The sequence below is a fragment of the Thalassotalea sp. Y01 genome, assembly GCF_012932945.1.
GTDB lineage: Bacteria > Pseudomonadota > Gammaproteobacteria > Enterobacterales > Alteromonadaceae > Thalassotalea_A.
Window position 1 is genome coordinate 77,780 of the sequence record NZ_JABBXG010000009.1, and the last position, 20,659, is coordinate 98,438.

The 20,659-nt window shown below is 42.7% G+C and carries 18 protein-coding genes; 8 read left to right on the forward strand and 10 right to left on the reverse strand.

Annotated features, from left to right (window positions below; genetic code table 11):
- The first annotated feature begins 84 nt into the window (after window positions 1–84).
- Window positions 85–2,115 carry a bifunctional tRNA (5-methylaminomethyl-2-thiouridine)(34)-methyltransferase MnmD/FAD-dependent 5-carboxymethylaminomethyl-2-thiouridine(34) oxidoreductase MnmC gene (gene mnmC / locus HII16_RS13345; protein WP_169130832.1) on the forward strand — a complete coding sequence of 677 codons (2,031 nt, stop codon included), beginning with the start codon at window positions 85–87 and terminating at the stop codon, window positions 2,113–2,115.
- Window position 2,116: 1 nt separating this feature from the next.
- Here mnmC and HII16_RS13350 read toward each other — a convergent pair whose 3' ends face one another.
- From HII16_RS13350 to HII16_RS13360, 3 genes are read right to left on the reverse strand one after another with little or no spacing between them, the layout of a single operon-like run.
- Window positions 2,117–2,392, reverse strand: a complete 276-nt coding sequence (locus HII16_RS13350) for a YfcL family protein (protein WP_169130834.1) — start codon at window positions 2,390–2,392, stop codon at window positions 2,117–2,119.
- A 43-nt stretch (window positions 2,393–2,435) separates the two neighbouring features.
- Window positions 2,436–3,572, reverse strand: coding sequence for an ATP-NAD kinase family protein (locus HII16_RS13355; protein WP_169130836.1), 1,137 nt, complete (start codon window positions 3,570–3,572; stop codon window positions 2,436–2,438).
- Complete coding sequence (locus tag HII16_RS13360; protein ID WP_348981427.1) at window positions 3,559–4,137, reverse strand: elongation factor P hydroxylase; 579 nt, start codon at window positions 4,135–4,137, stop codon at window positions 3,559–3,561. Before HII16_RS13360 ends, HII16_RS13355 begins: the two co-directional genes overlap by 14 nt.
- Window positions 4,138–4,311: 174 nt before the next feature.
- On the opposite strand from HII16_RS13360, the gene HII16_RS13365 reads away from it, so the two are divergent.
- Complete coding sequence (locus HII16_RS13365; protein ID WP_169130838.1) at window positions 4,312–4,779, forward strand: Lrp/AsnC family transcriptional regulator; 468 nt, start codon at window positions 4,312–4,314, stop codon at window positions 4,777–4,779.
- A gap of 49 nt (window positions 4,780–4,828) precedes the next feature.
- Here HII16_RS13365 and cysS read toward each other — a convergent pair whose 3' ends face one another.
- Entirely contained in the window at window positions 4,829–6,208 is a 1,380-nt protein-coding gene (gene cysS / locus HII16_RS13370; protein WP_169130840.1) for a cysteine--tRNA ligase, read from the reverse strand.
- 238 nt (window positions 6,209–6,446) lie between these two features.
- Between cysS and HII16_RS13375 the strand changes: the two genes are divergently transcribed.
- Window positions 6,447–6,938 (forward strand): peptidylprolyl isomerase, encoded by a 492-nt coding sequence (locus HII16_RS13375; RefSeq protein ID WP_169130842.1) that lies wholly within the window; start codon window positions 6,447–6,449, stop codon window positions 6,936–6,938.
- Window positions 6,939–7,661 (forward strand): UDP-2,3-diacylglucosamine diphosphatase, encoded by a 723-nt coding sequence (locus tag HII16_RS13380; protein WP_169130844.1) that lies wholly within the window; start codon window positions 6,939–6,941, stop codon window positions 7,659–7,661.
- 85 nt (window positions 7,662–7,746) lie between these two features.
- Here the strand turns inward: HII16_RS13380 and HII16_RS13385 are convergent, their stop codons facing one another.
- Together HII16_RS13385 and HII16_RS13390 are read right to left on the reverse strand one after the other, a co-directional pair.
- Window positions 7,747–9,618, reverse strand: coding sequence for a DUF885 domain-containing protein (locus tag HII16_RS13385; protein WP_169130846.1), 1,872 nt, complete (start codon window positions 9,616–9,618; stop codon window positions 7,747–7,749).
- Window positions 9,619–9,706: 88 nt separating this feature from the next.
- Window positions 9,707–10,474, reverse strand: coding sequence for a tRNA isopentenyl-2-thiomethyl-A-37 hydroxylase MiaE (locus HII16_RS13390; RefSeq protein ID WP_169130848.1), 768 nt, complete (start codon window positions 10,472–10,474; stop codon window positions 9,707–9,709).
- 267 nt (window positions 10,475–10,741) lie between these two features.
- Between HII16_RS13390 and HII16_RS13395 the strand changes: the two genes are divergently transcribed.
- From HII16_RS13395 to HII16_RS13410, 4 genes are all read left to right on the forward strand, one after another.
- Window positions 10,742–11,398 (forward strand): TetR family transcriptional regulator, encoded by a 657-nt coding sequence (locus tag HII16_RS13395; RefSeq protein WP_169130850.1) that lies wholly within the window; start codon window positions 10,742–10,744, stop codon window positions 11,396–11,398.
- Window positions 11,399–11,421: 23 nt separating this feature from the next.
- On the forward strand, window positions 11,422–12,789 hold the full coding sequence (locus HII16_RS13400; RefSeq protein ID WP_169130852.1) for an aldehyde dehydrogenase family protein: 1,368 nt from the start codon (window positions 11,422–11,424) through the stop codon (window positions 12,787–12,789).
- Between the two features lie 60 nt (window positions 12,790–12,849).
- Window positions 12,850–13,125: a hypothetical protein gene (locus HII16_RS13405; protein ID WP_169130854.1), complete on the forward strand. Its 276-nt coding sequence runs from the start codon at window positions 12,850–12,852 to the stop codon at window positions 13,123–13,125.
- Window positions 13,126–13,438: 313 nt separating this feature from the next.
- Window positions 13,439–14,041 (forward strand): Yip1 family protein, encoded by a 603-nt coding sequence (locus tag HII16_RS13410; RefSeq protein WP_169130856.1) that lies wholly within the window; start codon window positions 13,439–13,441, stop codon window positions 14,039–14,041.
- A gap of 85 nt (window positions 14,042–14,126) precedes the next feature.
- Here HII16_RS13410 and HII16_RS13415 read toward each other — a convergent pair whose 3' ends face one another.
- From HII16_RS13415 to clpX, 4 genes are all read right to left on the reverse strand, one after another.
- Window positions 14,127–16,040: a SurA N-terminal domain-containing protein gene (locus tag HII16_RS13415; RefSeq protein WP_169130858.1), complete on the reverse strand. Its 1,914-nt coding sequence runs from the start codon at window positions 16,038–16,040 to the stop codon at window positions 14,127–14,129.
- A 176-nt stretch (window positions 16,041–16,216) separates the two neighbouring features.
- A complete protein-coding gene (locus HII16_RS13420) occupies window positions 16,217–16,489 on the reverse strand; it encodes an HU family DNA-binding protein (RefSeq protein WP_135439471.1) in 273 nt (90 codons plus the stop codon).
- Window positions 16,490–16,776: 287 nt separating this feature from the next.
- Window positions 16,777–19,125, reverse strand: a complete 2,349-nt coding sequence (gene lon / locus HII16_RS13425) for an endopeptidase La (RefSeq protein WP_135439470.1) — start codon at window positions 19,123–19,125, stop codon at window positions 16,777–16,779.
- Between the two features lie 219 nt (window positions 19,126–19,344).
- Window positions 19,345–20,622, reverse strand: a complete 1,278-nt coding sequence (gene clpX / locus HII16_RS13430) for an ATP-dependent protease ATP-binding subunit ClpX (RefSeq protein WP_135439469.1) — start codon at window positions 20,620–20,622, stop codon at window positions 19,345–19,347.
- Window positions 20,623–20,659: the final 37 nt, after the last annotated feature.

Consider the following 20,659-nt stretch of genomic DNA (forward strand, 5'->3'; position numbering starts at 1 on the left):
ACAAAACAGCCACTGGCATATCATTTTCCAAGTCTATAAAATAGCAGCTCATTATGAACTATTTATGATAATAGAGTTTATCCTGTGTCAGATAAAGCCACTGAAATTAAAACCGCTAAGGTCAAATTCGATGAATTTGGCGCGCCCTATTCAGATCAGTTTGATGACATCTATTTTGACAACAAACATGGCTGCCTACAAAGTGAACAAGTGTTCATCGAAAACAATGGTTTACCTGATCGTTGGCATCAATTTGACGGCAAAAGCTTTGTTATTGCCGAAACCGGATTTGGCACTGGACTAAACTTTTTAATTACCGCTGCTAAGTTTACCGAATTTAAAGCCAATACCAAATCAGACCTCCAGTTAAATTTCATCACAGTGGAAAAATTCCCGCTGAGTAAAGACGATCTTTGCCAGGCACTTAAACTGTGGCCACAATTTAGCGATATCAGTAATTTATTATTGCGTGATTACCAACTTGAGCAATCTCAACTGAACATTCGCTTTGCCAATGACATCACCCTTACCATCTATTTTGCGGATGCGCTGCAAAGCTATCAGACGTTAGCGGATGAAAATGGCGCCATGGTCGATGCGTTTTTCCTCGATGGCTTTGCGCCGCGCAAAAATAGCGATATGTGGTCAGAAACCTTGTTTGCGGAATTCGCGAGACTTGCCAAACCAGACGCCACGCTTGGCACCTTTACTGTTGCCGGCTTTGTTCGTCGAGGGCTTGAAAATACAGGGTTTAAGGTCAGTAAGCGCCAACATCGCAACAGTTTAACTAACGATGCAGAGCAAACCCCAGTAAAAGCAGAATCGCTTATGGCCAATTACGTGGGTAAAGATAAGGCAAAGCCGATTAATGGCTTTAAAGTGCGCAGTAAAACCGAAGCCTCGCAACATGCGACAATAATCGGCGGCGGTTTAGCCAGTGCCTGTGTCGCCTATGCACTGGTCAGCAAAGGCATTCGTGTGACTTTATATTGTAAAGATGAGCACCTTGCTCAAGGGGCATCATCCAATGCTATTGGGGCGATTTATCCGTTATTGCATGTTCAGCGCGACAATATTAGCGATTTTTATCAGCAAGCATTTGATGCCGCCATGCCTTTTTATAAGCAACTTTTAGACAAGGGTTACCAATTTAGCCACGGTTTTGATGGTTTGTTAGAGGTCGCGTATAAAGAGCCGTTAATAAAACGACAGCAAAAATTTGCCGAGCACCAAAGCTGGCCACAAGATCTAATACGCAGCGTTTCGCCAACTCAAGCGAGCGAGCTGAGCAATATAAGCCTCGAATACGGTGGCTTATTTATGGAACGCGCCGGCTGGGTTTGCCCACCGGAGTTGGTTAATGCCATCAGTAAGGCCGCTACCGATACAGGATTGCTGACCATAAAGTACAACCGTCACCTTAAACACGTTAAGCAAGCTGGTAGTGGCCGTTGGCATATCACCACAAACAAAGAAAGCAAAACAGTGCAGAATCTTATTTTTTGTACCGGTGCGGATTCGCTAAATATCGACATCCTAAACGATTTGCCATTGACGGCAGTTCGTGGTCAGGTCAGTCAAATGCGCAGTAACGATGTTATAAAACCGCTAAAAACCGTGCTCTGTCATAAAGGTTATGTCACCCCAGAACACAATGGTAGCCATTGTATCGGTGCTACATTTGATAAACATAGCGTCGAACAAACACCGAATCGCCACGATGACATCTTTAATTTAACGACTTTAAATAGCTGTCTTGGTGAATTTCATCGCTGGCAACAAGCAGATGTGGTTGCCAGTAAAGCGAGGTTAAGGTGCTGTACACCGGATCATTTGCCTATGGCAGGACGCATGCCAATCATGGAGCGACATATCGACGCCTATGATCATTTACGTTATGACAAAAATTGGTTTTTCGATACGCCTGCGCCACTAAAATCAGGATTGTATGTATTAACAGGATTGGGCGCGCGAGGCTTATGTTCGGCGCCGTTGCTAGCCGACATCATTGCCGCAGAAATTAGCAATAGCGACTATCCGGTAGACAATGACATGCTATTTAATCTCAGTCCAAATCGATTTATCGTCAGAAATCTGATTCGAGGTGACGTTTAAACTAGGCGAATGCTGGTTGTAACGTTTGCCAAAAATTACTGACGATTTGTTGATCATTTGGGTTTAATTCTGAACGCGCAATTTGCAACTGCTCACTGACTTTTTGCGCTAAGCATTCGGTTAACGGCTGCTCATCATCGCCAAAATCGACTGCGGCGACCTCAATAAAACCGCGTAAATAACTGCTGGCAAATAATAAGTCATCATTTTCTAATTCAACGATGCTGTCAAAGTACTGGCTTAACTGTTCCAGTGTGTTTACATTTTCTAAAAGCATAATTTTTCTATTAGCGCTAAGCGCCCTTTCATTTGTTCGTTTGTTATTCAAGCCCTGGACTGGCTACTGGATATAATACTTGATCATGGAAACCGGTAATAACCGGTATATAGCCACTAAGCTCGGCATCCAATTGTTTGTCACCGGTATCCACTATCAAAGGCCGTTGCTCAAGCCCCTGAAGTTTGGCTTTGGTAGCCACCACAATAATGTTTTCTTTACCGATTGCGCGGATAACTCTAGGGCTAAGTTGTTGATTGCCTCGACCAAATATATGACCTTGCCCACCAATCACGGTAATGACCAGTTTCACACCGTGCTCAGCTTGTTCAATCGAGTGCATAATTTGCGACTCAATTACGTCGATGGCGAGCAATTCTTGCTCTTGCACTAAGTCGACCCCTAATAGCGTATTATCAAGCGCCAATTCGTCCATGACAGCGGCAACCGTCGAACCAGAGCCAATGATAAACAGCTCTTCTTCCATCAGCTCAATAACATGTGCGGCAATATCCATAAGCAACAACTCATCAGATTCTTTGCCGCCAGCTTTTACGGCTTGAATATATTGCAATTGGCTTGGGATCTGCATTTCACCATAACGGCGGGCTTTAACCACACCGCTGCGAAATGCTTGCTCGTCTATATCCATCACGTCGGCGTCAGTAAAAGAGACCAATTCATTATTGACCATTTGCTCAACCACCCGGCCCGCGGCACTTGGGGTTAAGGCATAAACACCTGAATGTATTTTACAGCCCGCAGGAATACCCAACACCGGAAAATAACCATCAACCTGATGACTGACATTACGCGCCGTGCCATCACCGCCGGCAAACAACAGCAGGTCGACCCCTTGTTGTTGCAACAATTGCACTAACTGCTCACTGTCTTGAGGTGTGGTTTGCGCGTTATCCGTGTGATAGACGACCTCGACATCAAATCCTAATTGTTTGGCACAAGACTCGCCCATGTCACCACTGGCGGTATATATTTTAATACGATCTTGATAAGGGACTAACACTTCCAGCGCTAACGACGCGCGTAAATTTGCCTTTGGCTGCGCCCCTAATGCCAGAGCTTTTTGCGGTGTATTGACACCGTCGCTGCCTTTAAGGCCAACGCTACCACCGATACCGGCAACCGGGTTGACTAAAAATCCAAGTTTAAACTGCGTCATAATGATGAAAATTCTTGTTGTCTTGAAGCTGTAATGGATTTGCAAACGCAAAGTCCTGCTCGGTTAAGGTGGCCCCAGGTCGATAATGGCCTAGTAACGCATCAATAAACATTTGTGCTCGCTTAGGAAAGCCATGCTGTAAAAAGCTCATGACTTGCTGATGCACTCGACATTGAAAACCATAACGGTCAACATCGATACCCGATAAATTATCCGCTGAAACATTGAACTGAAAACCACTGGCGACACAAAACGCCCATTCGATTGCTTGCGGTTTAATTTCAACATTTTCAAATTCAACTTGCTGTTGCGCATCACGACCATCCGGCGCATACCAGTAACCGTAATCCTCGAGCAAACGACGCTGTGCGCCGGCAATACACCAATGCGCGATTTCATGAAAAGCACTGGCATAAAAACCATGAGCGAATACTACTTGATGGTACTCGGTCTGATCAGACGCTGGTATATATATTGGCTCATCCGTGCCTTTAACTAAGCGCGTATTGTAAGTCTGAGAAAATGTATTCGAAAAAATTCGAATCAAATCTTCATAACAATGTATCGATTGCACCATCATCTTAACGTTTTGCGGAAATTGTCGATATTTTAACGAATATACGCAGTAAAATTAATCTAATATTCGGTTAATACGTTATTTTTTACTAAATAATTTAATAGCGGACTGATTTTTTGGATATAGTAGATAGATTAACGACAAAATAACAAAAGCAATGACATGAAAAAACTCGATGACATTGATCAGCAAATTTTAACTTTATTGTTTAAAGATGCAGATATCACCAACAAAGACCTTGCAGCACACATTGGTATCGCACCATCAACCTGCCTCGAACGGGTAAAGCGCATGAAAGCCTCAGGTGTTATAAAAGGCTCTTTTATTGATGTGAATTACAACACCATCGGTGGCAACATTCAGGCCATCGCAGCGATTCAGTTGCAGCCGTACTCTGAGCAAATCGTCAATAGTTTACGCGATGAGTTATTGCCATTACCCGAAATCGTTTCGATGTTTCATATGGGCGGCGCGTTTGACTTCTATATTCATATGTCGGTAAAAGACACCGAACATTTGCGTCGCTTTGTGTTTGAAGCGATTACCTCCCGAGATGAGGTCACCAACGTCGAAACCGCATTGGTATTTGAGCACAGCCGAAGTCCAGTCATTCCTAATTTTAGCGAATAAAAAAACGGGCTAATGCCCGTTTTTATTTATTATTGTCGATTGAACTAACTTAGCCGCGACGCCAAGTCGTCTTACCGGCACTGTCTTCAAGAATAACACTCATTGCTTTTAACTTGTCTCGGGCATCATCCGCTGCCGCCCAATCTTTATTGGCACGAGCGCTGTTGCGTTGTTCAATCAATTGCTCAATCAAAGCCGCATCATCGTCTTGTGCGTCACCCATAAAGAAGCTTTCAGGATCATTTTGAGCGATACCGATAATCGCGCCAAGTTTGATCAGGATATACGCAAGTTGCGCTGCTTTAACCGGCTCAGCTTGTTTAATACGATTCACTTCTTTGGCTAATTCAAAAATAACCGGCAACGCTTCTGGGGTATTAAAGTCATCGTTCATCGCTTTTTCAAAACGATTAACATAGTCATTACCGTTTAGCTCAACCGCAACAGGCTCAACACCACGTAACGAGGTGTAAATACGCTCAAGAGACGATCGCGCTTGACCAAGGTTTTCTTGAGAGTAGTTCAGCTGACTGCGGTATTGGCTTGAAATCAAGAAATAACGTACTGTCTCTGCATCGTATTTTTGTAATACATCACGCAACGTAAAAAAATTGCCTAATGACTTAGACATTTTAACTTTATCAACCTGCACCATACCGCCGTGCATCCAATAATTTACATACGGGGTATTAAAAGCACAGCAAGATTGTGCGATTTCATTTTCATGATGTGGAAACTGTAAATCACTGCCACCACCATGAATATCAAAGTGCGGACCTAAGTGTTTAGAGTTCATTGCCGAACATTCAATGTGCCAGCCTGGACGGCCTTCGCCCCATGGTGATGACCAGCTTGGTTCACCTGGCTTGGCCATTTTCCACAATACAAAATCAAGAGGGTTACGTTTAGCATCGTCAACATCCACTCGGGCGCCGGCTTGCAACATATCAAGATTTTGCATGCTTAATTGACCGTAATCTGCATACGATGACACATCAAACATCACATCACCGTTCGTGGCGACGTAAGCATGTTCATTTGTAATTAAACGCTCGACGATTTCGATAATCTCTGGCATATGAGTGGTAACAGTCGGTGCGATATCCGGTCGCTCGACATTTAGCGCATCCAAATCGGCGTACATTTCGGCGGTCATGCGATCAACTAACGACTCACAGGTCTCATTATTTTCTGCGGCACGTTTAATGATCTTGTCATCAACATCGGTAATGTTGCGCACATGCGTCACGTCATAACCAACATGGCGCAGGTAACGAGTTATCACATCAAATGCAACATAGGTGCGCGCATGACCGATATGGCACAAGTCATATATGGTAATACCACAAACATACATACCCACCTTACCAGGATTGATAGGTTTAAATTCTTCCTTTTGACGGGTTAATGTATTGTATATCTGAAGCATCGTATCTCTCGTTTGATAAAGTTAATTAAGGTGCGTGTTACACTATAAATTCGCTGGCAATTCTACCGTAACTGGATTGATTTCACTAGTTTAAGGCGCGACTTTCACATTGTATCTGTTCTAGAGGCTAGATATTGTGACAGATTCTTTATATTTCAAGGCTCTGCCCTTTACAGAGGCGCTTAAAAGGTTACAATTTAGCGGTAATGTTAAGACAAGAATCTGTGTAGGAAGAAAAATGATCACATTTAAGACCAACTTGGGTGATATTAAAATTGAATTGGATTTTGATAATGCCCCAAAAACGGCAGCAAATTTTAAGCAGTACTGCGAAGAAGGATTTTACAACGGTACGATTTTTCATCGTGTAATCAAAGGTTTCATGGCTCAAGGCGGTGGCTTTGAATCAGGCATGGGTGAAAAGACAACGCGTGCAGCTATCGATAACGAAGCCAACAATGGCCTAAGTAACGTTCGTGGCAGCCTAGCCATGGCACGTACGCAAGACCCTCACTCAGCATCAGCGCAATTTTTTATTAACTTAGTAGACAATAACTTCCTTGATTTCAAAAATGAAAGCATTCAAGGCTGGGGTTACTGTGTATTTGGTAAAGTTGTCGAAGGCATAGATGTGGTTGATAAAATGACACTTGCTGAAACCGGTCGTTACGGTTTCCACGATGACGTACCAAAAGAAGATATCGTTGTTGAGTCAGTTGAGGTAGCGTAATTGCTCACCTATTTTATTGCTGATTTGCATTTAACTCAGAAGCGTTCGGACATCACCGAATGCTTCCTGAGCTTTATCGAAGAGCAAGCTCCCATTGCCGACCGCCTGTATATACTCGGAGATTTTTTTGAGTATTGGATTGGTGATGACGATGACAACCCCTACGTGTTAAATATTGCCGCAAAGCTGAAACAACTCAGCGAAAAAGGCACCGAAATATTTTTCATCGTTGGTAATCGTGACTTTCTTATTGGCGAACGCTTTGCAGCTAATTGCGGCATGACGCTCTTGCCTGACAGCAAAGTCATCGACTTATACGGTCAGCGTGCGCTTATCATGCATGGTGACACCCTATGCACCAATGATATTGAGTATCAAAAGTTTCGTAAGAAATCTCGCTCTTGGTGGTGGCAATTTATTATTAAATCGCTGCCATTAAAGACTCGTCGAAAAATGGCGCAAAACTACCGCCAGAAGGCCGACAGTGGCGAAAAGATGCAAGCCAAAGAGATCATGGACGTCAGTCAAAGTGAAGTGGAAGCACAAATGCGCGAGCATGACATCGACTTATTGATTCATGGTCATACCCATAGACCAAATGTACATCGATTTGAACTAGACGGTAAACCAGCAACGCGCATTGTCTTAGGTGACTGGTATGAGCAAGGTGCATGGTTAAAGTATAGCGAACAAGGGTTTGAGTTGCTCAACAAACCGCTATAAACACTCGCTAATTATTAACCGAGCTGTTTAGTAGACATAAAAAAAGGAAGGTTACCCTTCCTTTTTTATTGGCTAATGCAAAGCCTTAGCTTTGCTCTTTAACCCATGTTTTAACGCGACGCTCAAGTATGTCTAATGGCATAGCACCACCACCAAGAATGGTATCGTGGAAACCGCGGATATCAAACTTATCACCTAATTGTTTTTCAGCGTAAGCTCTTAGCTCTTGAATCTTCAACATACCAATCTTATATGCTGTCGCTTGGCCAGGCCATACAATATAACGACGCACTTCAGAGACAACCGCCTCTTCAGCAACTGGCGCATGCTTTTTGAAATACTCAACCGCTTGTGACTCGGTCCAATCTTTAGAGTGTAGGCCGGTATCAACGACCAAACGCACAGCACGCCAAATTTCGGTGATTAGGCGACCAAAATCTGAATATGGGTCTTTGTAGGCACCCATTTCTTTGGCAAGTAGCTCAGCGTATAAACCCCAACCTTCAGAATAGGCGGTAAAGCCTGCTTGAGTACGAAACTGTGGTACTGAGGTCAGCTCTTGAGCAATAGAGATTTGCATATGGTGACCTGGGTTACCTTCGTGATATGCGATGGCTTCCATTTCATTTTTCGGCATTGCTCGCATGTCCGACAAATGCGCGTAATACACACCTGGGCGTGAACCATCAGGCGTACCTGAGCTGTAGTGCTGCGCCGCACCGTCTTGCTCTCTAAATGGTTCTACACGTTTAACCACCAAATCGGCTTTTGGCAAAATGCCGAAGTATTTAGGTAGTTGCTCATTAATGAAAGCTAAATACGTCTCGGTATCGGTGATGTAACCTTGACGACCTTCATCGGTATTCGGGTAGTAGAAACGGTCATCTTCTTTAATGAACTTGAAAAAGTCCTGCAATGAACCTTCAAAACCCACTTGTTTTTTAATCGCTTCCATTTCACCGGTCAAACGGGCCACTTCATCTAAACCGATTTCATGAATTTCATCGGCGGTTAAGTTGGTGGTTGTGCTTGCGGCTAAGCGGAAGTTATAAAAGTCAGCGCCGTTTGGCTGTTTGCCAACACCGGTTGGGTTTTCGGCGGTATTGCTGATGTCTTTTTCAAACCAAGCAATCAAGGCTTGATAGGCTGGACCCCAGTCTTCTTTCAATGCTTTCTCAGTACCGGCAATAAGTTCATCAGCGGTTTTCTGATCGATTGTTTCGGCTGTTAATAATGCATCAACTTTACGTTTAGCATCACCATAAAGCGCTGATGGATCACCTTCGGTAAATGGTGCACCGGTAACCAGGTTTCGCGCTTGCTCAATGACACCTTCGTAGGCAAACCTTGGTGGCCTAACGCCTTTTTCAGCATGCAATTTGGCACGCTCTAATAAAGTAGAAATAGCATTTGCCATACCACTCACACGCTTATTATATGCTTGCATATCAGCTACATCATCAACACGATGGAAGCTAATTAAAAATTGTGCCGCCAATGCTTGCATACCCTGCATCTGCGTGAATACATAGTTATTATGACGGAAAGGTATGCCTTGTTTGGCTTGCTCATATTGGTAAATCCAAATGTCATAAGATATTTTCGCTTCATCGGTCAATTTGTCGTAATCAAAGCTGGCTGTTAGCTCTTTAACCGACTGCTCACGCCATGCAAAATCGATGTCTTCGGCTTGCTCTGATACATCGTCAATTTGGTCGTATTTATCTTTACGCCCCAACATGGTCATCCATAAAGGACTGCGTTGTAATTGCTCTTCATACTTGGCCGCAAACCATTGGTTTAAACGTTCTGTTTCTGAAACTTCAGCTTCAGTTTCAACGTATGGGGTTTCTACGGCAGGTGCGCTGGCTTCAGCGGTAGTGAGAGTTTCAGCTTCTTGCTCTGAACAAGCAAATAAAGCAACGCTAAGCATTAGCGCAATTGGTGTCTTTTTCATTTAAATCCCTGTGCTTATTATTATTAACCGATCAAATAATAAGCACAGAGAAAGAAAAACGCAAAATTTGTCAATGACTTATTTTGTTTCAAAATGATGCAGGTGTGCCGCTGTGAAATTTAAAGTCGGTATCAGGGCTGCTGATAAGCTCCGCTTCAACCTGGCCAAACATGGCAACCCGCTCGCTAATATCAACGTCAGAGATTTGCTGTGCCAGTTCAAGGTAATCTTGATAGTGGCGTGCTTCAGAGCGTAATAAGCTGACGTAAAACTTGTTCAGTTCATCATCTAGAAACGGCGCCAGTTTGGCAAAACGCTCGCATGAACGTGCTTCTATATAGGCACCGCAGATCAACTTATCAATTAAGGTATCCGGCTCATGGGTTTTCACATGGCGCATCATACCTTTAGCGTAACGACCCGCGCTGATGTTTTGGTATGGAATATCGCGATTATGCATAATTTCCAACACTTGATAAAAGTGATGCAATTCTTCCTTTATAAGCAAGACCATCTTATCAACCAAATCTTGGCCATATTGCGACTGTGCTTTCGGCACTATAGCTTTAGATAACTTATTGGCCTTGGCTAAATCAGCGATGCTGCCATGCTTTTTATAAATAAATTCTTCAAATGGTTTTAACCAAGCCAATAATGCATCGCCACTGTCTTTATCGACCGCGTATTTACGAATCAGCCACATCGCAGTTTGCGCCGCTTTAAGCTCGCAGACCATGTGGTCTGTCAGCAATACTTGCAGGTTTTCTGGCTTTTTCGCTTGCTCAATCCATGGCTCTGGCGTTTCACATTGTAAAAATTCTTTTATAGGGGCTAATAATTGTTCGTACATCAGCATAATTACCGCAAAAATTTATGGCGCAAGTGTAGCATAGAGGACGATGAAAATGTGTATTACATCGATTTTCATTGGCTAATAACTAATTTTCATAAATTATGAAAAAACGGTTATAAAATGTCGAATTATGTTGACAAATAGCACGGTTCTAGTACGTTTGTACAGTGAAAATTATTTGCTAAATTCAATTGTAACATTTATGTTAACCGCTTAATCGTTAAGCGTATGCAATTCTCATTGCAAGCAGTTGAAAAGCACGGGAAATATATGGAAGCAGTTAAAGTAACACGACGCGCCAAAGGTGAAAAAACTCGCGAAAAGATTCTAAAAGCGGCTATAGAAGTTATTGCCTCGGTTGGAATTAAAGGGACTACGCACCGAGCTGTCGCTAAAAAAGCCGACGCTCAACTGTCGTTAACGACCTATTACTTCAAAGACATCAAAGAGTTAATTCGCGAAGCTATCATATTGAGTTCGACTATTTTTATTGAAAGCTCGTCAGGTATTTGGCATAAAGTTTTCGGTTACCTAGATGAATTTGATGCTACGTCGATGCGCAAAGTCACCACTCGCGAAGAGATTTGCCACAAGCTTACGGATACCGCGACACAGCATATGTATGAAAATATTATTCATCGCCCTGTCGGCCTCGCTGTTGAACAAATATTTTTCACCGAAATGATGTACCAGCCAGAATTACAAGATTTGGCAATAGCACACGTTGAAAAGTTACGTCAGCCGTTTATTAAACTTGCTTCATATTTTAATAAAGTTGACCCGGAAATTGACGCAGAATTGGCCTTGATGACCATCACCCGTATTCAGTATCAATGTTTGTCACAAGACAAAAATGACGTTGATATCGAACAAATTCGCAAGCTTGTATATCGTCAACTTGCGTGGGTATTAAAACTCAAGCGCTAAGTAACCATAATTGGGAATGAAGTTTGAACTACCAAGCGATACTTGATGGCCAAAAAGCCTACTTTAATAGCAATGTCACTCGTGACTATCAATGGCGTAAGCAACAGCTTTTACAAATTAAAAAGTTGGTTGTTGAAAACGAACAGCAGATCCTAGCGGCAATTAATGCAGATCTTAACAAGCCTGCGCAAGAAGCTTGGACCACAGAGCTGTCTTATATAACCGGTGATGTCGATCATGTCATTGGCAAATTAAAAAAATGGATGAAGCCACGCAAAGTGCGTACGCCTTTGGTCGCCCAACCTGGTAAATCTTTTGTCCAGCCCGAACCTGTCGGTTCAGTGCTTATAATGGGGGCTTGGAACTATCCGTTTCAATTAGTCTTTGCACCGCTCGTTGCGGTGATTGCCGCTGGTAATTGTGCTGTATTAAAACCATCAGAGCTCGCTCCCTCAGTATCAAACATTATTGCCCAGTTGGTACCTCAATACCTTGATAAGCAAGCATTTACGGTTGTCGAAGGTGCGATTCCTGAAACCACCGCATTACTCGAGTTACCTTGGGATCATATTATGTATACTGGCAATGGCATGGTGGCGCGCATCGTGATGAGTGCCGCAGCAAAACATTTAACACCGGTCACCTTAGAGCTCGGCGGTAAAAGTCCGGTTTATATCGACAACTCTGCTAACCTAGCCATCAGTTGTCAGCGTATTGCGTGGGGTAAATGGATGAACGCAGGGCAAACCTGTATTGCACCTGATTATATCATCACCACAAAGGACATGGTTGAACCAATAGTCGCGGAGCTGAAGCAGCAGATCACCGCGATGTTCGGTCAAGACCCGCAACAAAGTGACAGTTATGGGCGTATTGTAAATGAGCGTCATACCAGTCGCATTGCCGCCTATCTAGAACAACAAAATGTTGTTGCTGGTGGCAATGTTGATATTGAAAATAAATACATAGAGCCAACGATCGTTGTCGATGCGGCATTAGATTCGGCAATAATGAAAGAAGAAATTTTTGGTCCCGTAATGCCGATAATTACCGTCGACAATTACCTGCAAGCAAAAGACCATATCATCACTGAAGATAAACCTTTAGCGGCGTATTTGTTTACTAAGAACACGGTTCAACAGCAAGATTGGATACACACCATCAGCTCTGGTAGTCAATGTATTAACGATGTGATCATGTTTAATGCGGTACCGGAATTGCCTTTTGGTGGCACCGGGCCAAGTGGCATGGGACAATACAGTGGCAAAACAGGTTTCGATAATTTCAGTCATTTAAAGTCGGTTTTAAAACGTCCATTCTTAAAAGACTTACCGGTACGTTTTGCCCCTTATACGGATTTAAAGTTCAGTTTGCTGCGTAAAATACGATAGTTTGCTGAAAACATAAAAGGGCCTCATTAGGCCCTTTTGATATTTTGGAGTGTCTTCTTCATGGATAAAGACAAAAAAAGATTGTTGGCCAATCACGACAAGTTGGTGCATAGCGAAAACCGTAAAGTCGTCTCGCATGTGCAGCGCCAAGATGGTGATTGGTTTCTAAATAGTATTATGCTCGAAGGCATTGATACGCCATTTAAGTACAAACGTAAAAAAGCTTATCAGACTCTGCAAGGTAGCCGAGTTAACCTTACCTATTACCCTGACAGTGAAGATATTGCTGGGCTGCAATTTGAATACATGAAAGTGGTGCGTATTCGCCGCAGTTAACCCCTAACAACCACCTATTATTGCCCTTTCATTTACCTTGCAATCGTCGCCTACCAATTGCCACAATGAATACTCTCTGGACAGATAGATGTCCACAAACCTCAACATTAACAACCCATTTACATCGAATAGATCAATATTAGTGATTATTTTTCACTCAAGTCTTGACGAATAGTTCAACATATTACATAACTAGATCAAGCAACTTAAAAAATAATAACAAAAACAGATCGTAAGTTGTCTAAAAAACGTTCAAACAATAACATCTATAATGTTTTTTTGAACATGGGGATAGCGAAAGAGGAAGTGAAAGATGATACTAAATCATATCTGGGGATTGTACGCTCACCCGAAAGACGAGTGGACTGAAATAGATAATCGTCACGAAAACATGATGTATGGCCTAAGCCATATATTACTTGTGGCGCTCATTCCTGCCATTTGCGGTTATTACGCTGCAGCTCACATCGGCTGGAGCATTGGTGCAGGCGATCCGATTAAAATTACCGAACAAAGTGCCTTACTGCTGGCGATGAGTATGTATGTTGCCATCATTGGAGGGGTATTTTTACTGGCTTATCTGATCCAATGGATGGCTATCACATTTGACTCAAAACCCACCTTTACACAGTGTATCGAACTGGCAGCCTATGCAGCGACACCTGTACTGATGGTTGGTGTTGCGGCATTGTATCCAGTGCTATGGTTTGTCGCCTTGGCAGGTTGTGCGGCCATCGCTTACTCAGTCTACCTATTGTATTCAGGTATTCCGATTATGATGCATATTCCTGAAGAGAAAGGCTTTATTTACTCGAGCTCAGTGGTAACTGTTGGTTTGGTTTTATTGGTCTGTGTATTAGCAGGTACTGCGATTCTTTGGACTAACTTTGGTTTTATCCCTGAGTTTGCTCACTAGATAGAAGCACTACATTACATACAAAAAGGCCGCATATGCGGCCTTTTTTAATGTCTTAATTCGCAGTTTGCAATATCAAACGCGATTAGTATAGAGGGGCTGGAGCACTTGTTAAATTACGAGTAATTTCAGACTTTTCTTTTAAGTTAGCAACATAACTTTCTAATGCTGACTGCGCTAATTGGGACATTTGCATTTGCTTCATGCGCTCATCCAATTCTTCAACAGAACCTTCATTTACCGCTTGAACTTGAATAACAGCATAGTCACCATTTTGCAGCACAGTGCTGGCTACAGAAGCAGACTCTGAGCTTGGGTGTGCCATAGTAAATGCTTGCGAAGCGATATTTCTGTCAACATCGGCGCTATTACGAGCCAACGCTTTCACTTCAACAAACTCAGCGTTGTTAGCAGCCAACAAGCTTGCGCTATCAGAGCCAGAATTAACTGCTGCAACCAACTCATCAGCTGCAGCCTTAGCCGCTTCTGATGCTTTCTTAGCAATAAGTTGCTCAGAGATTTGCGCAGATACTTCAGCAAGTGGCTTAGTTGCAGCAGGCTTATGCTCAGCTAGACGTACAACCATAACCATTTCATCGCTAGCTACTTCAATCACATCTGAATTTAGGCTATCTAGCATAACTTCATCAGAGAATGCCGCTTCAACTAGACTGCTGTTATTAAATGGAGCTGGGTTATTAGCACGAGAAATCCAATCACTGGTTTGCACTTGTGCATTTGCAACAATAGCGACTTCGTCAAGAGAATCCGGAGATTCAAATGCGATGGTTGCCATCTCACCTTGCATTGCATAGAACTTTTCAAGAGCTTGATCGGTCACTAACTGTTCACGAATTTCGTCGGCTACTTCAGCGAATTCTTTGGTTTTCACTTCTTCGATGTCAGTAAGTTTGATGATATGGAATCCAAAATCAGACTTAACCACACCAGATACTGCGTTATCCATTGTTAACGCAAACGCTGCATCTTCAAAAGCTGGGTCCATGACACCACGGTCAAACCAATCAAGGTCACCACCATTCTCGCCTGAGAACGTATCAGCAGAATGTGCTTTGGCTAGCTCAGCGAAATCTTCACCGGCTTGAATTTTTGCTAACAAATCTTGGGCTTGCTGCTCAGCCGCTGCTTCATCATCGGCAAACTCAATTAAGATATGAGAAGCACGACGACGCTCGTCCGTTGAATATGAGGCTTTATTGTCTTCATAGTACATTTCAACGTCTGCATCGGTAATGTCGCTCTCAGCGCGTAATTTAGCGATATCTAGCGCCACATATTGCAACTTAACTTGCTCAGCAACAGCAAAATTGTTCTTATTCGCTTCGTAGTACTCACTAATTTCACTGTCTTCAACAGTAACAGTCGCTTTAAATGGTTCTGAAGCGATAGTCGCATAACGTACGTCACGGCTTTGATTGCCAAGCTTGACAGCCAATTGGTGTTGATATGGTAAGCTAAATTCTGTCGCCATTACGCCAGATTGCAATTGACGACGCGCCATATCGGTACGCAAGTAATCACGAAATGCAGACGGTTGGTAAAAATCAGCCTGATTAATAAGCATGATGTAGCGATCATTATTGAACTGACCATCTACCTGGAACTCAGGCATAGTACGAATAGCTTGCTTGATCTGCTCGTCGCCTACCTTAATTTTTAGCTCCGCTACTTGCTGATCCATCAATTCTTCATTGATCAATTGCTCAAGTACATTAGTGCGAAGCGATTGCATGTAAACGTCATTGTTTGCTAATTGGGCAAACATTTCACCGTATTGCTGCTCCATGCGAGCGCGTTGGTTACGATAGGCAGTTTCAAACTGTTGTTGAGTGATTTTTTCACCATTAACAATTGCTACCGACGTATCAACCGAGTTGTTATATGTGCCTACACCAGCAAATACAAAAGTCAGGATTACTAATCCTAGGATCGCTTTTGCAGTATAGCCTGTAGAGCCTTCTCTTATTCTTTCTAACATGTGTCTCTCGTTAAAACATCAGGACATAAATTTTCGATGCCCGATTGTAACAGACCCACGCCTTACCTTGAAGTTAATTTAAGCAAAAATAAATGAAAAATAACGGAGTGTGGATTGGCGTGGCTAAAACGAAAAAAGCTGGCAAGAGCCAGCTTTTTTAAACAAGAATCTAGTTCTTAGTTTACAGCGTCTTTAAGAGCTTTACCTGCTTTAAACGCTGGAACTTTAGCTGCTGCAATTTCAATAGTCGCACCAGTTTGTGGGTTGCGGCCTGAACGTGCTGCACGGTCACGTACTGAAAAAGTACCGAAACCAACAAGAGCAACTTGCTCACCAGCTTTTAGTTCATCAGAAACTGCGTCGATAAAAGAATCTAGTGCACGACCAGCTGCTGCTTTAGAAATATCTGCGCCTTCAGCGATTTTTTCGATTAGTTGAGACTTATTCACTATGTCTTCCCCTTTAATTGTTATTATTTGGAGCCTGTCAAAATTTGCTCGATTAGTTTTATAACAAGCATTTTTAACAACTGCAAGCCCCGAACCAGCAAAATTGAAAAAAATGTTAATAAATTTGCAAAACCCTTGCTGTTATTAGCCTGTAGAGCAGTTTTGCTAACTTTCGATATCCAGACTACCACAGTTTCAGCGTTTGAAAACCCCTTAATTGCGTTTTTTTTGATTTTTTTTCACTTTTTTGTTTAAAAAATCAACAAACACGCCTTGAAAGGTGCATTTTAACTAGCAACTGACCACTTTGATGGTGACTCAGCTAAAGCCAGTTCAAGTACTTCATCAATCCATTTTACCGGGTGAATTGACAAATCGGCCTTCACATTTTCTGGAATTTCTTTCAAATCACGCTCATTATCCTTTGGAATAATGACGGTTTTGATGCCACCACGATGCGCCGCTAACAGTTTTTCTTTCAAACCGCCGATCGCAAGTACCTCACCACGAAGGGTAATTTCACCTGTCATCGCCACATCAGCACGCACAGGATTACCTGTTAGGCTTGAAACTAACGCCGTACACATGCCAATACCAGCGCTTGGACCATCTTTTGGTGTTGCACCTTCAGGTACATGCACATGAATATCACGTTTTTCATTAAAATCGCTATTAATGCGCAATCCTTCGGTACGACTGCGAACAACCGTCATCGCCGCCTGAATGGACTCTTGCATTACTTCACCTAATGAACCAGTAAAGCTTAATTTACCTTTGCCTGGTACCGATGCAGCTTCAATGGTAAGTAACTCACCACCGACTTCGGTCCATGCTAAACCGGTTACTTGACCAATGCGATTCTCATCTTCGGCTTTACCGTAATCAAAACGCTGTACCCCAAGGAACTCTTCAAGATTTTCTTGATTAATGGTAACCGCTTTAATGTCATCGCTTAGCAAGATTTTCTTAACCGCTTTACGACATAGTTTTGAAATTTCACGTTCCAGGCTACGCACACCAGCTTCTCGGGTGTAGTAACGGATAATGCCAATAATGGCGCTATCTTCAATCTCAATTTCTTTCGCTTTAAGACCATTACGCTTAATTTGTTTGGTCATCAAATGACGTTTGGCAATATTAAGCTTTTCATCTTCGGTATAACCCGATAAGCGAATAACTTCCATACGATCCAATAATGGACCAGGGATATTCATACTGTTTGAGGTGGCGACAAACATGACATCAGATAAATCGTAATCGACTTCTAAATAATGATCGTTAAAGGCATTGTTTTGCTCTGGATCCAACACCTCAAGCAATGCAGACGCAGGGTCACCGCGCATATCAGACGACATCTTATCGATCTCATCTAATAGGAATAGAGGGTTCTTAACCTCTGCTTTCGCCATTTTTTGAATAAGCTTACCTGGCATAGAGCCAATATAGGTTCGACGGTGACCGCGGATTTCCGCTTCATCACGTACACCACCTAACGCCATACGCACATATTTACGACCAGTTGCACGAGCAATTGATTGCCCTAGTGAGGTTTTACCAACACCTGGAGGACCAACCAAACACAAAATAGGACCGCGTAACTGAGTAACACGTTGTTGTACCGCTAAATACTCAATAATGCGTTCTTTAACTTTTTCTAGGCCGTAATGATCTTGCTCAAGAACATCTTCAGCCAATTTTAAATTACGTTTTAATTTACTGCGTTTTTTCCATGGCACAGAAATCATCCAGTCGATATAACTGCGCACAACAGTCGCTTCTGCCGACATTGGCGACATCATTTTCAGCTTTTGCAACTCCGCCATGGTTTTTTCTTTGGCTTCCGCTGGCATTTGTGCTTCTTCGACTTTCTTGGTCAACTGCTCGCCTTCATCAGGCACGTTGTCCATATCACCAAGTTCTTTCTGAATCGCTTTCATTTGCTCATTCAGATAATACTCGCGCTGCGATTTTTCCATTTGTTTTTTAACGCGACCACGGATTTTCTTCTCGACCTGTAATAGATCGATTTCGCCTTCCATTAACGCCATTAAATATTCAAGACGCTCGGCCACATTGGTAATTTCTAAGACATGTTGTTTGTCTTGCAACTTCAATGGCATGTGTGCTGCCATGGTATCCGCCAATTGCTCGGCGTTATCGATGCCCGACACAGAGGTTAAAACTTCTGGTGGGATCTTTTTATTCAGTTTCACATAACCTTCAAATTGCGATACCGCTGAACGAACCAATACTTCGTGGTTTTCAACACCACTATTGTCTGCCTCTATAAAGTCGACATTGGCAATAAAAAAGTCATCGGTTTCAGTAAAGTCAGCAATTTTCGCACGCTGCATACCTTCGACCAATACCTTCACGGTACCGTCAGGCAGTTTCAGCATTTGCAAAATCGTAGCCACTGTACCAATTTCAAATAAATCAGTCTCTGCAGGGTCATCAACCCCGGCGTCTTTCTGCGCTACTAAAAATACTCTTTTATCGCTTTCCATAGCTTGGTCTAAACAGCGAATTGATTTTTCGCGACCAACAAACAGTGGGATCACCATTTGTGGATAAACAACGACATCACGCAAAGCGAGTACGGGGGTTTCAATCTGTCCTGAATGCTCTTTAGTCATGGGAAAATCTCTTGAAAGTGATGTGCTTCATTCAGAATGTTTTTATCATTATTCTGAATCGTATAACTCAGTATATGGGGATTGAAGTTTAAGATTCAACAGCTAATTGCTAAAAGCTGCTGTTGATAACGCATGGCCCCAATAATTGATTATTTAAAAAGCAAAAACCAGCATCAACAGCTGGTTTTTTGATTATATGAAAGCAATTAAGCAAACCGATTATTCGTTTGCTTGTTTTTCTTCTGGTGCTTCAAACAAGATAATTGGGTTCGATTCACCTTTAATAACAGATTCGTCGATAACCACTTTGGTCGCGTCAGTTAATGACGGTAACTCGTACATGGTTTCCAATAACACGCCTTCAACAATCGAGCGTAAGCCACGCGCGCCGGTTTTACGGATCATCGCTTTGTTGGCAATCGCTTTCAGTGCATCTTCTCTAAACTCAAGTTCAACACCTTCCATATCAAATAGCGCTGTGAACTGCTTAGTCAGCGCGTTTTTCGGCTCTTGTAAGATTTGGATTAATGCACCTGCATCGAGTTCGCTTAACGTTGCTACTACAGGTAAACGACCAATGAACTCTGGGATCAGGCCGTATTTAACCAAATCTTCAGGCTCAACTTCTTGGAAACGTTCGGTTAGCGACTTTTCAGCGTCTTTACCTTTAACCTCGGCACCAAAACCAATACCGGTACCAGTCACCACACGTTGCTCGATGACTTTGTCTAAGCCAGCGAAAGCACCACCACAAATAAACAGTATCTTTGATGTATCAACTTGCAAGAACTCTTGTTGAGGATGCTTTCGGCCACCTTGTGGTGGTACCGCAGCAATCGTGCCTTCAACCAGTTTCAATAATGCTTGTTGTACACCTTCACCAGACACATCTCGAGTGATGGATGGGTTATCTGACTTACGTGATATTTTGTCAATCTCATCGATATAAACGATACCGCGCTGAGCTTTATCAACGTCGTAATCACATTTTTGCAGAAGTTTTTGAATGATGTTTTCGACATCTTCACCTACATAGCCTGCTTCTGTTAGCGTCGTCGCGTCTGCCATTGTATAAGGCACATCAAGCATACGAGCTAAGGTTTCTGCTAGTAAGGTTTTACCTGACCCAGTAGGTCCGATAAGTAGAATATTTGATTTCCCTAGCTCAACACCATTATGGCTGTCGCCATTTTTAAGGCGCTTATAGTGGTTATAAACCGCAACACTAAGCACTTTTTTGGCGTGTTCCTGACCGATTACATAATCGTCAAGGTGAGAGCGAATCTCCTTCGGCGTCGGTAACTTTTCCGTATCAGCCTTCGGTGAAATATCTTTTATTTCTTCGCGAATAATATCATTACAAAGCTCGACACATTCATCGCACACAAACACAGATGGACCTGCGATAAGTTTACGCACTTCATGTTGGCTCTTGCCGCAAAACGAGCAATACAATAATTTTTCGTTGTCACCGCTACCTTTTATTTCATCGGTCATACGGTATATACCTCAATATTCATTCTTTCTGATTCAA